11 protein-coding genes and 1 tRNA gene are annotated in these 13,245 nt (G+C 67.7%); 9 read left to right on the forward strand and 3 right to left on the reverse strand.

All coding sequences use genetic code 11. The features are described 5' to 3' along the window. Position 1: 1 nt before the first annotated feature. From eno to AC1DKN_RS10645, 9 genes are all read left to right on the forward strand, one after another. On the forward strand, positions 2-1,282 hold the full coding sequence (gene eno / locus AC1DKN_RS10605; RefSeq protein WP_018774732.1) for a phosphopyruvate hydratase: 1,281 nt from the start codon (positions 2-4) through the stop codon (positions 1,280-1,282). Positions 1,283-1,368: 86 nt separating this feature from the next. Then, a complete protein-coding gene (locus AC1DKN_RS10610; protein WP_476871237.1) occupies positions 1,369-2,172 on the forward strand; it encodes an FtsB family cell division protein in 804 nt (267 codons plus the stop codon). A 207-nt stretch (positions 2,173-2,379) separates the two neighbouring features. Beyond that, positions 2,380-3,042: a DUF501 domain-containing protein gene (locus AC1DKN_RS10615; protein ID WP_476871291.1), complete on the forward strand. Its 663-nt coding sequence runs from the start codon at positions 2,380-2,382 to the stop codon at positions 3,040-3,042. Then, positions 3,039-3,998: a Ppx/GppA phosphatase family protein gene (locus AC1DKN_RS10620; protein ID WP_476871238.1), complete on the forward strand. Its 960-nt coding sequence runs from the start codon at positions 3,039-3,041 to the stop codon at positions 3,996-3,998. Before AC1DKN_RS10615 ends, AC1DKN_RS10620 begins: the two co-directional genes overlap by 4 nt. Positions 3,999-4,064: 66 nt before the next feature. Beyond that, entirely contained in the window at positions 4,065-5,477 is a 1,413-nt protein-coding gene (locus tag AC1DKN_RS10625; protein ID WP_476871239.1) for a S8 family serine peptidase, read from the forward strand. A 38-nt stretch (positions 5,478-5,515) separates the two neighbouring features. Beyond that, a complete protein-coding gene (locus AC1DKN_RS10630; protein ID WP_476856586.1) occupies positions 5,516-7,018 on the forward strand; it encodes an NAD(P)/FAD-dependent oxidoreductase in 1,503 nt (500 codons plus the stop codon). Between the two features lie 125 nt (positions 7,019-7,143). Beyond that, the gene (locus AC1DKN_RS10635; protein ID WP_476871240.1) at positions 7,144-8,088 is read left to right on the forward strand and encodes an N-acetyltransferase; all 945 of its coding nucleotides are present in this window, start codon (positions 7,144-7,146) and stop codon (positions 8,086-8,088) included. Positions 8,089-8,120: 32 nt separating this feature from the next. Beyond that, positions 8,121-8,194: transfer RNA gene (locus AC1DKN_RS10640), tRNA-Leu, on the forward strand. Between the two features lie 318 nt (positions 8,195-8,512). Then, positions 8,513-9,862, forward strand: a complete 1,350-nt coding sequence (locus AC1DKN_RS10645) for an ABC transporter substrate-binding protein (protein WP_476871241.1) — start codon at positions 8,513-8,515, stop codon at positions 9,860-9,862. A gap of 546 nt (positions 9,863-10,408) precedes the next feature. Here the strand turns inward: AC1DKN_RS10645 and AC1DKN_RS10650 are convergent. The 3 genes from AC1DKN_RS10650 to AC1DKN_RS10660 are packed head-to-tail and all read right to left on the reverse strand — an operon-like array spanning position 10,409 to position 13,238. Continuing rightward, complete coding sequence (locus AC1DKN_RS10650) at positions 10,409-11,182, reverse strand: ABC transporter ATP-binding protein (RefSeq protein ID WP_230009341.1); 774 nt, start codon at positions 11,180-11,182, stop codon at positions 10,409-10,411. Next, positions 11,179-12,273 carry an ABC transporter ATP-binding protein gene (locus tag AC1DKN_RS10655; protein ID WP_476856584.1) on the reverse strand — a complete coding sequence of 365 codons (1,095 nt, stop codon included), beginning with the start codon at positions 12,271-12,273 and terminating at the stop codon, positions 11,179-11,181. The genes AC1DKN_RS10650 and AC1DKN_RS10655 overlap by 4 nt, the downstream gene beginning before the upstream one ends. Next, positions 12,270-13,238 carry a branched-chain amino acid ABC transporter permease gene (locus tag AC1DKN_RS10660; protein ID WP_223914177.1) on the reverse strand — a complete coding sequence of 323 codons (969 nt, stop codon included), beginning with the start codon at positions 13,236-13,238 and terminating at the stop codon, positions 12,270-12,272. The genes AC1DKN_RS10655 and AC1DKN_RS10660 overlap by 4 nt, the downstream gene beginning before the upstream one ends. Positions 13,239-13,245 lie beyond the last annotated feature (7 nt).

The raw sequence follows: 13,245 nt of genomic DNA on the forward strand, positions 1-13,245 counted from the left end.
CATGGCGCTTATCGATGCCATCCACGCCCGCGAAATCCTCGATTCCCGTGGCAACCCGACCGTAGAAGTTGAAGTCCTGCTCTCGGACGGCCAGATCGGCCGCGCAGCAGTTCCCTCCGGCGCTTCCACCGGCGAGCACGAGGCCGTTGAACTTCGCGACGGCGACAAGGGCCGCTACCTCGGCAAGGGCGTCCAGAAGGCCGTCGACGCGGTCATCGACCAGATCGCCCCGGCCCTGACCGGCTTCGACGCGACCGACCAGCGCAGCATCGACCAGGCCATGATCGACCTGGACGGCACCCCCAACAAGGGCAAGCTCGGCGCCAACGCCATCCTGGGCGTGTCCCTGGCCGTGGCCAACGCCGCCGCCGCCTCCGCTGACCTGCCGCTGTACAAGTACCTGGGCGGGCCCAACGCGCACGTCCTGCCCGTGCCGCTGATGAACATCCTCAACGGCGGCTCGCACGCCGACTCCGACGTGGACATCCAGGAATTCATGATCGTCCCGATCGGCGCCGAGACCTTCTCCGAAGGCCTGCGCTGGGGCGTCGAGGTCTACCACAACCTCAAGTCCGTCCTGCAGGCCAAGGGCCTGTCCACCGGCCTGGGTGACGAGGGCGGCTTCGCGCCGAACCTGCCGTCCAACCGTGCCGCCCTGGACCTGATCCAGGAAGCCATCAAGAACGCCGGCTACACCCCGGGCAAGGACATCGCCCTGGCCCTGGACGTCGCCTCCTCCGAGTTCTTCAAGGACGGCGCGTACCAGTTCGAGGGCAAGGCCCTTTCCGCCACCGAGATGAGCGCCTACTACGCCGAGCTCGTGGCCGACTACCCGCTCGTGTCCATCGAGGACCCGCTGGATGAGAACGACTGGGAAGGCTGGAAGACCCTCACCGACACCATCGGCGACAAGGTCCAGCTCGTGGGCGATGACCTCTTCGTCACGAACCCGGCCATCCTGCAGCGCGGCATTGACACCAAGACCGCGAACTCGCTGCTCGTCAAGGTCAACCAGATCGGTTCCCTGACCGAGACCCTGGACGCCGTTTCCCTGGCCCAGCGTGCCGGCTACACCACCATCACCTCACACCGCTCCGGCGAAACCGAGGACACCACCATTGCTGACATCTCCGTTGCCACCAACGCGGGACAGATCAAGACCGGTGCCCCGGCACGCTCCGAGCGCGTGGCCAAGTACAACCAGCTGCTGCGCATCGAAGAGGAACTCGACGACGCCGCACGGTACGCCGGCCGCAGCGCGTTCCCGCGTTTCAAGGGCTAGTTAGCCGCGAAAACCGGTAACCGGTGGCTATGGTTGAAAGACCATGGCCACCGGTTCTTTTTTTGGTCCGTTTTTGAAGGAGTGACATGGCAACCCGACGCCCCAATGTTCCCCGGGCTACGCCTGCCGCCAAGGCTGCTGCTGCCAAGCCTGCGGCCACGGGTCTGGGGGCAGCAGCCGACGGCGGCGAGGTGATCCAGGCGGACTTTGGCGGCGCCCGCAGCGGCGCGGCGGCGCCGGCCGGCGCTGCGCCTGCCCCGCCACGGGTGTCAGCTCACACAGGCAAGCCGGCCCCGGGCAGCACCGGCGCCGGATCTGCGGCCAGAGCCCGTCCCGCAACAGCCCCGGCAGGAGCACCGGCAAAGCCCGAGACCCGCCCGGCGGCCGGGAAGGCCGGCGCCAAGTCCGGCGGCAAGGCCGGCGGCCAGTCCGGCGGCAAGGCCGGCGGCAAGACCCAGAACCGGACCGCCGCAGGGGGCCCGGACGAATCCCTGGACCCCGTGCCCGCCAAGGCGTTCTCGGGCCGGCTGCTGGCCCTGGGCGTCGTCATGATTGCCATCACCATCCTGCTGGCCCCCACGGTCAAGATCTTCCTGGACAAACGCGCCGAAATCGCGGCGCTGCAGGCCGATATTGCGGCCAAGCAGACGAAGCAGGAGGACCTCAAACGCCAGGTGTCGCGGTGGCAGGATCCCAACTATGTGAAACAGCAGGCCCGCGACCGCATTAACATGGTTATGCCCGGAGAGACGGGCTACTGGGTATTCGGCAGCGATCTTCCTGCCGCGCAGTCCGGTGGCGCGGCGGGTGCAGCATCAGCACAAGACCCGGCCAACCTGCCCTGGGTGGACGCCCTCTGGGAGTCCATCAGGCGATCGGCAACAGACTAGAAGCGGCGCCCGCCGCCGGGATTGTCCCGCGGACAATCCGGAACAGGGCAGGAAGGTGCCACTCCCGTGGACGAGAACCGAGTGGACCAGAACCGAGCAGCCGAGAACAACGACGGGGCCAAGGCCCCGGCACCACGGCACAGGGCAGACGCCCCGGAGGGCTCCCGCCAGCCGTCGCCGCACGATCTCGAGGTCCTCAGCCGCCAGTTGGGCCGGCCCGTGCGCGACGTCGTCGAAATCCCGGCACGCTGCGTCTGCGGAAACCCGCTCGTTGCCGCCACTTCGCCGCGGCTCAGCAACGGTACGCCGTTCCCCACCACGTTTTACCTCACCCACCCGGTGATCACGTCGGCGGTATCGCGGCTGGAGGCCGCCGGGCTGATGAACGAAATGAACGACCGGCTCGCTGCCGACGCCGGCCTCGCGGCCCGGTACCGGTCCGCCCACGAGGCATATCTGGCCTCCCGTGCCGAGATCGGCGCGCGCTCCGGCATCGGGGCCGTTCCCGAAATTGACGGCGTCTCCGCCGGCGGAATGCCGACCCGCGTCAAATGCCTGCACGTCCTCGTGGGGCATTCGCTGGCGGCCGGTCCGGGCGTGAACCCGCTGGGGGATGAATCGATCGCGGCCATCGCCGAATGGTGGACCGTGGAGCGCTGTTACTGCGACGGCGCCTGGGACACCGGCGGGGAGGCCCCGTCCCGGGACCTCAGCCGCCATGGCCCCCAAGGCCTGCCGGAGATCGTGGGCCGGCCCGCACCGGTCCGCAAGTCCCGCGTCGACGCCGCCGGCGCCGGCGCCGCTGACACGGCCGCCGCCGCCGGTGCTGCTGAGACGGCCGGTACCACCGGCACGGGGGAGTCCAAGTGACCCGGGTCGCGGCCGTAGACTGCGGCACCAACTCCATCCGCCTGCTGATCGCAGATGTGAGCGCAGGCGGCGCAACAGGGCCGGCCACGCCGCGGCTGACCGACATCGTGCGGGAAATGCGCGTGGTCCGGCTGGGCCAGGGCGTGGACTCCACAGGTGAACTGGCCCAGGAAGCGCTCGAGCGCACCTTCGCCGCGACCCGGGACTACGCTGCCCTCATCCGCGAGCACGGCGCCGAAAAAGTGCGCTTCGTGGCCACCTCCGCCACCCGCGATGCCCGCAACCGCCAGGTTTTCGTCGACGGCATCCGCGACATCCTCGGCGTCGAACCCGAGGTGATCACCGGCGACGAGGAAGCCGCGCTGTCCTTCGCCGGCGCCAGCAGTGTCCTGCCCTCCCGCGGGCAGGACCCCGTGCTGGTGGTGGACCTCGGCGGCGGCAGCACGGAGTTCGTGCTGGGCAACGCCGACGGCGTCATCGCGGCCCGGTCGGTCGACGTCGGCTGCGTCCGGATGACCGAACGGCACCTGCGCAGCGATCCGCCCACCGCGGATCAGATCGCAGCCGCAGAGACCGACGTCGACACCGCCATCAGCGAGGCGGCACAAACCGTTCCGCTGGAACGCACCACCGCCGTCGTCGGCGTGGCCGGCTCCGTCACCACCATCACGGCGCACGCGCTGCGCCTGCCGGAGTACTCACCGGCCGCGATCCACGGCACCGAACTGGACCTGGACGCGGTCCGGAAAGCCTGCACCGAGCTGCTCGAAATGACCCGGGAGGAGCGGGCCGCGCTGCCTTACATGCACTCCGGGCGGGTGGACGTGATCGGCGCCGGTGGACTGGTCTGGCGGCGGGTCCTGCAGCGCCTGGCCGAGGTCACCGGCGGGCGCATCACCACGGCCGTGAGCAGCGAACACGATATTCTTGACGGAATTGCCCTCAGCATCCGATGATCCCGCCCCAGCAGCCGTGCCCCAGCGCGCGCCCGTGCCGCTGGTGCATCCGCCGATAGGACCTGAATGACCAGAGCAACAGCCCGGCGCCGCCGGACCGCCTCCGCGTTGATGGCCTTGGCCCTCGCCGGCGGAGCGTCCACGGCGGCGCTGACCCTGGCCGCACCCGCCCACGCCGACTCCTGGCGGGACAAGGAATACTGGCTCGCCGAGTCCGGCATCACCAAAGCCTGGGACGTTTCCAAGGGAGCCGGGGTCAAGGTCGCCGTGATTGACAGCGGCGTGGACGGCCGGCATCCGGATTTGGGCGGCGTGCTCGCTGGCGGCGCGGACATTTCCGGCGCCGGCAAGGCCAACGGCCAGGAGAGTATCGGCGCCAAACCCGAACACGGCACGCTCGTGGCCACCATGCTGGCCGGACGGGGGCACCAGGCGCCCGAAGCGACCGCCAAACCGAGCGCCAGCGCAACTGGCCCTGCCGCCGGCCCGGCCGCTGGACCTGACGGGGTTGTCGGCGTCGCCCCGGAAGCGCAGCTGCTGTCCGTCTCCACCTGGCTCGGTTCCGCCAACCCGGGCGGCAAGAGCGACCAGGACCAGATCCCGGAGGCAGTGCGCTGGGCCGTGGACAACGGCGCCCGCGTCATCAACATCTCCCTCGGCAGCACGTCGCCGGAATGGCCGCAGAGCTGGGACGCGGCATTCCTCTACGCCGAACAGAAGGACGTCGTGATCGTCGCCGCCGCGGGCAACCGGGTGGGCGGCAACGTCCAGGTCGGCGCCCCGGCCACCATCCCCGGCGTCCTGACGGTTGCAGGCCTGGACCGCACGGGCGCGGCCAGCATCGACTCCTCCTCCCAAGGCATCAGCATCGGCGTCGCAGCTCCCGCCGAGGACCTGGTTGGCGGCCTGCCCGGCGGCGGCTACGCCGACTGGGCCGGCACCTCCGGAGCCACGCCCATCGTGTCCGGCGTCGCGGCCCTGATTCGCTCCAAATGGCCCGAAATGTCCGCCAGCCAGGTCATCAACCGGATCGTCACCACGGCCAAGGACGCCGGGGCGCCAGGGAAGGATCCGCTCTACGGCTTCGGCGTGCTGAACGCCGAGGCCGCACTCAAGGCCGATGTCCCGGAAACCAAAGTCAATCCGCTGGGGTCCATTTCGGACTGGATCCGGGTCCACCGGCGCGGAAACCTCGCCACGACTGCCTCTGCCGCGGAGCCCGCGCCCTCCAGCGCTGCCCCCACCCTGCCCGAAGCGACCGTGCCCGTCGCGGAGAAGCCGTCCCAGCTGGACAGTGCCGTGCCGGCCGCGGTGGTCCTGGGCTTCGGAGCCCTGCTCGTGGGAATCGTTGTGGCCGCCGCGTTCCAGCTGCGGGCCGCCATGCGCACGCCGCCGAAGGACGGCCCGGACGGGCCGGACGGGCCCGGCAAGGCCGAACCCGAGGCCGTCAATCCGGTGGACTCCAGCAAGCCGTCATAGTTAGTGAAGGTTTTCACAAACTACTGTATTCTTGAGATATGGCATCCTCCCTTCAGCTCCAGGACCGTCCCCGGGTACTCGTCGTCGGCGGCGGGTACGTCGGCCTGTATGTAGCCCTCAAACTTCAGAAAAAGATCGCGAATGCTGGTGGCATCGTCACCCTCGTGGATCCGCTGCCCTATATGACCTACCAGCCCTTCCTGCCGGAAGTTGCCGGCGGCAACATCGAGGCGCGCCACGCAGTCGTCTCGCACCGCCAGCACCTGAAGCAGACGGAACTCATCCAGGGCCGCGTCACCTCGATCGACCACGCCAACCGCACGGCAGTGGTCGCACCCTCCGACGGTGGACACACCTTCGAGATTCCGTACTTCGACGTCGTGCTTGCCGCCGGCGCCATCACCCGCACGTTCCCGATCAAGGGCCTCGCGGACAAGGGCATCGGCCTGAAGACCATCGAAGAGGCCGTCGCCCTGCGCAACAAGGTTCTCGAGCGGATCGAGACCGGTTCCCTCATGACGGACCCCGTTGAGCGCGCCCGCGCCCTGACGTTCGTCGTCGTCGGCGGCGGCTTCGCCGGCATCGAGTGCATCACCGAAATGGAAGACCTGGCCCGCGCCGCGGTCAAGAACAACCCGCGCATCAAGCAGGAGGAAGTCCGCTTCGTCCTGGTCGAGGCGATGGGCCGCATCATGCCCGAGGTCACGGCATCGCAGGCCGAATGGGTCGTCGAGCACCTCCGCAGCCGCGGCATCGAGGTCCTGCTGAACACTTCCCTCGACAACGCCGAGGGTTCCCTGAAGCTCATCAACCTCCCGGACAAGAGCCCGGCCCAGGAATTCGAGACCGACACCCTGGTCTGGACTGCCGGTGTGCAGGCCAACCCGATGGTCCGCTCCACCGACTTCCCGCTCGAGCCGCGCGGCCGCGTCCGCGTCCTGGCCGATCTGCGCATCGCAGGCGACGAGGGCATCATCGAGAACGCCTGGGCCGCCGGCGACGTCGCTGCCGTCCCCGACCTCACGGGCAGCGGCCTGCCGGACGGCACGTGCGTGCCGAACGCGCAGCACGCGCTGCGCCAGGCCAAGCGCCTCGCCAAGAACCTGTGGGCCTCCCGCTGGGACAAGCCGCTCAAGGATTACAAGCACAAGAACCTGGGCGCCGTCGCTGGCTTCGGCGAATGGAAGGGCGTGGCGAACATCAACCTGCTTGGCCGCATCGGCCTCAAGGGCCCGCTGGCCTGGCTGGCACACCGTGGCTACCACGGCATGGCCATCCCCACTGTGGAGCGCAAGATCCGCGTGATCTCCGGCTGGATCTGGGCCTTCTTCCTGGGCCGCGACACCACGCAGCTGATGGATCTGGACAACCCGCGCGGCGCCTTCGTGGCCGCAGCGACGCCGGCCCCGAAGCCTGCCGCTGCTCCCGTTGCCGGCACGCCTGCGGATGCTGCCAAGAACGACGCCGCGAAGAGTGGCACTGCCAAGAACGACACTGCCAAGAACGACACCAAGGAAGCTGTTCCGGCCGACTCCAAGTAGCCTGATCCGAGCCTTCGACGGCGGCTGTTCCCCCCAGGGGGAGCGGCCGCCGTTTTCGTGGCGGGCAGCCGCCCCAGGACGCCGGGAGCGGGCAGGAGCGCGGGACCCCCGCCTAGACTGGCTCCATGACAGCTGAAAAGGACCTGCACGCCCTCCTGGCCACCATGCACCCCGAACTGCGCGAGGGCGAATACGTCTACGCCCTGTGGCCGCACGGCAAGCCCCTGGCCGGGGCCATTGCGGCCGCCGTCCGTGAGGCGGAAGGGCTGACCGTCGTGCTGCCGCGGAACGAAGCGGACAGCCTGGGGCTCTCCTACGACTTCGTCGCGGCCTGGATCACGCTCCAGGTGCACTCTTCGCTTGAGGCGATCGGCCTCACGGCTGCCGTCAGCGCGGCCCTGACCGAGGCGAAGATCAGCTGCAACGTCCTGGCCGGCTTCCACCATGACCACCTGCTGGTGCCGGTGGCGGACACCGAACGGGCGCTGGAGGTACTGCACGAGCTCGTCGCGGCCAACGGGGTGCACAAACCGGCACCGGAACTCGTGCTGCGCAGCGAGGAACCGGCGGACCGTCCCGCCATCCTCGCCCTCACCGCCGCCGCGTTTGCCATCTCGCCCGCCACCGGAGAGCACATCGACGGCGAACCCGAGGAAGTGAAGCTGCTGGCGCGGTTGTTCGAGTGCCAGGAATACCTGCCGGCGTTCAGCATCGTGGCCGAACTCGCCGGCGAAATCGTGGGGCATGTGATCAGCACCCGCGGATGGGTGGACGGTCTGGAGCTGCTCGGCCTCGGGCCGATCGGGGTGGTGCCGCGGCTGCAGCGCCACGGCATCGGCACCGCGCTCATGAACGAGACCGTGGCGCGGGCTAACACCGCGGGGGAGCGGGGGATAGCCCTGCTGGGCAGCCCCGAGTATTACTCCCGGTTCGGCTTTGTTCCGTCCACCTCGCTCGGGGTGGCGCCGCCGGAGGCAGGCTGGGCCGCGCACTTCCAGTTGCTGCCGCTCGCCGTCTGGCCCGGCGGCGTGAGCGGCACCTTCCGCTATGCGGATCCTTTCGCGGGCTGATCCGCCCGGCGACGGGATACCATTGACCGGGCGCCCCAGTAGCCCAATTGGCAGAGGCAGCGGACTTAAAATCCGCGTGTTGTGGGTTCGAGTCCCACCTGGGGCACTGAGCTGTGCGCCGCCCTGCGGCGCGGCGGCAGCCGGGTGGCCCTGACCCCCGGCGTTCCCAGGACCCTCGCACGGGCTTGTCCACGCACGTGCTTGCCCTCGGGGTCGCCTGACCCGGGCAGCCGTTCCGGGCCGTCGCCCCCGACAAAACAGCCGCCGCAAACCGTCCAGATTTCCTCTATGCAACGAGTGTTATAAGGATGTGACCGTAGTCACTTATTTTCACGTCGAAATTGCACTAGCTTGAAGTGGAATCAGGAACACCTGATCTTTCGCGTCAAAGGCCGTTCGCACCTTTAGATCGAGGAGCTTGTACATGACTTCACTCCCCCGGGTTGCGCCCCGCGTCGCTAAGCTCACCGTGCTTAGCCTCGGCGTCGCCCTTTTGGCTACGGCTTGTGGCGGTTCACCCGCCCCGAGTTCGTCGGGATCCAGCTCAGCCGCGGCCGCGGGAATCGCGTGCCCGGCACCTAGCGCCACCGGTGGCGGTACCAGCGCCGCCGGCGAAACGGGCACTGTGCCCGCCTCGGCCACCACCACCCCCACGCCCCTGAAGATCGGCTCGCTCCTGCCGACGACGGGTTCGCTGGCCTTCCTCGGCCCGCCCGAAATTGCAGGTGTCAACCTCGGCATCAAGGAGGTCAACGATGCCGGCGGCGTCCTGGGCAAGCCGGTAGAGGTCATCCACCGTGACTCCGGCGACACCAAGACCGACATCGCCACCCAGTCCACCACGGCACTGCTCGGACAGGGCGTCAGCGCAATCGTCGGCGCCGCCTCCTCGGGTGTCTCCAAGACCGTAATCAACCAGATCACCGGTGCCGGCGTCGTCCAGTTCTCCCCGGCCAACACCTCCCCGGACTTCACGGCGTGGGATGACAAGGGCCTCTACTGGCGCACCGCGCCCTCGGACGTGCTCCAGGGCAAGGTCCTCGGCAACTACATGGCCACCTGTGGCGCCCAGACGGTCGGCATGATCGTCCTGAACGACGCCTACGGAACCGGCCTTGCTAAGAACGTCCAGGCAGCTTTCGAGGCGGCCGGCGGCAAGGTTGTTGCCCAGGAGCTGTTCAATGAAGGCGATTCCCAGTTCAGCAGCCAGGTGGACAAGGTTCTGGCCGCCAAGCCGGATGCCATTGCCCTGATCACCTTCGACCAGGCCAAGAGCATCGTTCCGCTGATGACGGGCAAGGGCGTCAAGCCGACCCAGATCTTCATGGTGGACGGCAACATGTCCGATTACAGCAAGGACTTCCAGGCAGGAACCCTGAAGGGCGCCCAGGGCACCATCCCGGGCACCTTCGCCAAGGAGGACTTCAAAAAGAAGCTCCTGGCGATTGACCCGGCGCTGAAGGACTACAGCTACTCCGGCGAGTCCTACGACGCAGTGAACCTGATCGCACTGGCTGCCGAGGCCGCCAAGAGCACCAAGGGCACCGACATCGCAGCCCAGCTCAAGGCAGTCTCTGAAGGCGGGGAGAAGTGCAACACATTCCCGAGCTGCGTCACCCTGCTTCGCAACGGTAAGGACATCGACTACGACGGCCAGTCCGGCCCCGTAACGTTCTCCGACGCCGGCGACCCGACGGAAGCCTACATTGGCATCTACGAGTACCAGGATGACAACACCTACAAGCCGGTCAAGGAAGAATTCGGCAAGCTGTAAGCCGCTTCCCCTCGACTAACAAAAGACCCCCGTCCAGTCCGGACGGGGGTCTTTTGCGTGCGGGGGAGCGGGGGCGGAGCGTCAGGACCGCGGAACCGGACGCGGTTGCGGAACCGGATTTGCGCTGCGGATTCGGACAGGGGCGGCGCGGATCCGAGGTGCGCCGGTCCGGAGCCGGTGCGGAAACAGGACATGAGGACGCCAAGAGGGGCCGGCGTCGTGGTGTCGACATCCGAGGTGCCTTGGCAGCCACGAGGTGCGGGGAAGGGCTGCCGTGGCCGTGCGGCGGCTGCGGAACCGGATTTGCGCTGCGGATTCGGACAGGGGCGGCGCGGATCCGAGGTGCGCCGGTCCGAAACCGCCGCGAAAACGTGGCTCAACCGAAGGGCGACGGAGGCCGAGCAAGTGGCTGCGGGGGCGACCGGAGGCGACCGGAGGCGACTGGAGATGCCGTGGGGCCACGGACTGTTGTAGCAGGCACCGGGCACGCAGAAGGGCCGCCACCGGCTGGTGACGGCCCTTGCGGGGGAGATACTGCCCGGAGCGCTATTCGACAGTGTCTGCGAGCGTCCCCAGGTAGAGCTGGATGACCTTGGGATCCTTCATGAGCTCCCGGCCAGTACCGGTGTACGCGTCCTTGCCCTGGTCCAGCACGTAGGCGCGGTCGCAGATCTGCAGGCAGCGGCGCGCGTTTTGTTCCACCATGATGACGGAGACGCCGGCCCGGTTGATCTCGTGGACCCGGAGGAAGGTCTCATCCTGCTTGACAGGGGAGAGGCCCGCGGAGGGCTCATCGAGCAGCAGAACGGCCGGGTCCATCATGAGGGCCCGTCCCATGGCGACCATCTGGCGTTCGCCGCCGGAGAGCGAGCCGGCACGCTGGGCGCGCCGTTTGGCGAGCTCCGGGAACAGTTCGGAGACAAAGTCGAACCGTTTGGCGAAGTCCTTGGGCCGCTGGAACATGCCCATCTGCATGTTTTCCTCGATGGTCAGGGCGGCGAACACGTTGTTGTTCTGCGGAACGAAGCCGACGCCCTTGCTGACCAGCTTGTTGGCCTTGAGCCCGGTGATGTCCTGCCCGCGGACCACCACCGAGCCGGAGTGGACCTTGACCAGGCCAAACATGGCCTTCAGCAGCGTGGACTTGCCGGCGCCGTTGGGGCCGATGATGCCGATCAGCTCACCCTTGCGGGCCTCGATGCTGCAGCCGTTGAGGATATTGACGCCGGGGATGTAACCAGCCACCAGATCGGTGACCTTCACGACCGAGTCGCCATCGAAGGCGGGCTGGGCGGCCGGTGCCGCGCTGGTGGCGCTCATTCTTTGTCCTTCTCTGTGCGGTTTGGCTCTTCGGCGCGGTTCGGCTCTCCGGCGCTGCGGCGGCCGCGCGTCGTCCCGTTCGCCGCCTCCTCCGCCTCGGTGGCGAGGACGTCGGCGGAGATGATGCCGGCGTTTTCAGTGCCGACAATCGATTCCTCGTCGGCGACCAGCTCCGCGGCCAGTTCCTTGATGCCCTCGGCGTCGCCGAGATCCACGTCGTGGTGGGCGCCGAGATAGGCGTCGATCACGGCGGGGTTCTTCATGACTTCGGCGGGAGGCCCTTCGGCCACGATCTTGCCCTCTGCCATCACCACCACCCAGTCGGCGATGTGGCGGACCATGTTCATGTCGTGCTCGACGAACAAAACCGTCATGCCCTCGGCCTTGAGGTTCTTGATGTGGTCCAGCAGCGACTGCGTCAGCGCCGGGTTGACGCCGGCCATCGGCTCGTCGAGCATGACCAGCTTGGGCCGCACCATGAGGGAGCGGGCCATTTCCAGCAGCTTCCGCTGCCCGCCGGACAGCGACGCCGCGTAGTCGTCCCTCTTGGCGTCCAGTTTGAACTTCTCCAGCAGCACGTTGGCTTCCTGGGTGATCTTCTTTTCCTGGCCGCCCCAGATGCCCTTGAACAAAGCCTTGGACAGCCGTTCCCCGGACTGGCTGGAGGCGCCGAGGCGCATGTTCTCCATGACGGTGAGCTTGCCCATGACCTTGGTGAGCTGGAACGTGCGCACCATCCCCATCCGGGCAACCTTGTACGAGGAGACGCCGGCGATGTTGTTGCCCTCGAACTGCCAGGTACCCGAGTTCGGGGTATCGAATCCCGTCAGCAGGTTGAACAAGGTGGTCTTGCCGGCGCCGTTGGGGCCGATCAGCGCGGTGATCTTGTGCCGCGGGATCTCGAGGTACTGGACGTCGACGGCGTTGATGCCGCCGAAGGTGCGGGTGACGTTTTCTGCCACCACGATCGGATCACGCTTCTTGCAACCGGGCGCGATCTCGCCGGCGGCGATCGGACGGTTGTCCGTCATGTAGTCGATCTCTTCCGACGTGCGGGGTTCGTCCCGTGACTCTTCGCTTGGAATGCTCATGCGAATGCCAGCTCCTTCTTATTGCCGAGAACGCCCTGGGGCCTGAAGATCATCAGCAGCATGAGCGCCACGCCGACCAGGATGTAACGCAGCTGCCCGGCCTGGACCGTGTTCAGCCACGTGATGGTGCCGGACTCGATCAGGCCGTAGAGGATGCCCTGGGTGAGCGAGAGCACCACCCAGAAGATCATCGCGCCGACCACCGGGCCGAGCACAGTGCCGAGCCCGCCGAGCAGCAGGCAGGTGTAGAGGAAGAACGTCAATTCCGTGCCGTAGTTGGCCGGCTGAACCGCGCCGCGGGGAATCGTGAAGATCATGCCTGCCAGGGCACCGAGCGCGCCGCCGATGATCAGGGACTGCATCTTGTAGGCGTACACGTTCTTGCCGAGCGAGCGGACGGCGTTCTCGTCCTCGCGGATGCCCTTGAGTACCCGGCCCCAGGGGCTGCGCATCAGCAGCCAGACCAGGGTGCAGAAGAGGGCCACGACTGCCCAGGCGACCACCCGGATGAAGAAGTCGCGGTTGTTCATGCCAACGTAGGTCCCCGGCGGGAAGGGGTTCATGGCGTAGAAATCGCCCTCGAAGGCGGCCAGGCCGTTGGCCGAGCCGGTGACGGCGGTCAGCTGGTTGGTCGTGACGATGTAGCGCACGATTTCGGCCGCCGCGATGGTCACGATGGCCAGGTAGTCCGCCCGCAGCCGCAGCGTCGGGATGCCCAGCAGCAGGGCGAAGATGGCGGAGGCGACGACGGCGATGAGCAGCCCGACGAAGAACGGCACATGGAACGTCAGTGTGGAGATGGCGAAGCCGTAGGCCCCCACTGCCATGAAGCCTGCCTGGCCGAAGTTGAGCAGGCCGGTGTAGCCGAAGTGAACCGCGAGGCCGAGGGTGGCCAGGGCGTAGGCAGCTGTCGTCGGGCTGAAAAGTTCGCCGGCGGCGCTGGAAAATATGAATCCGAAGTCCATGGCTGTC

The sequence above is a fragment of the Arthrobacter sp. 01N444 genome, assembly GCF_056399305.1.

Coding starts and splice junctions, on each gene's coding strand:
- eno (WP_018774732.1), top strand. CDS start 2: ATGGCGCTTATCGATGCCATCCACGCCCGCGAAATCCTCGATTCCCGT.
- AC1DKN_RS10610 (WP_476871237.1), top strand. CDS start 1,369: ATGGCAACCCGACGCCCCAATGTTCCCCGGGCTACGCCTGCCGCCAAG.
- AC1DKN_RS10625 (WP_476871239.1), top strand. CDS start 4,065: ATGACCAGAGCAACAGCCCGGCGCCGCCGGACCGCCTCCGCGTTGATG.
- AC1DKN_RS10630 (WP_476856586.1), top strand. CDS start 5,516: ATGGCATCCTCCCTTCAGCTCCAGGACCGTCCCCGGGTACTCGTCGTC.
- AC1DKN_RS10635 (WP_476871240.1), top strand. CDS start 7,144: ATGACAGCTGAAAAGGACCTGCACGCCCTCCTGGCCACCATGCACCCC.
- AC1DKN_RS10645 (WP_476871241.1), top strand. CDS start 8,513: ATGACTTCACTCCCCCGGGTTGCGCCCCGCGTCGCTAAGCTCACCGTG.
- AC1DKN_RS10650 (WP_230009341.1), bottom strand. CDS start 11,182: ATGAGCGCCACCAGCGCGGCACCGGCCGCCCAGCCCGCCTTCGATGGC.
- AC1DKN_RS10655 (WP_476856584.1), bottom strand. CDS start 12,273: ATGAGCATTCCAAGCGAAGAGTCACGGGACGAACCCCGCACGTCGGAA.
- AC1DKN_RS10660 (WP_223914177.1), bottom strand. CDS start 13,238: ATGGACTTCGGATTCATATTTTCCAGCGCCGCCGGCGAACTTTTCAGC.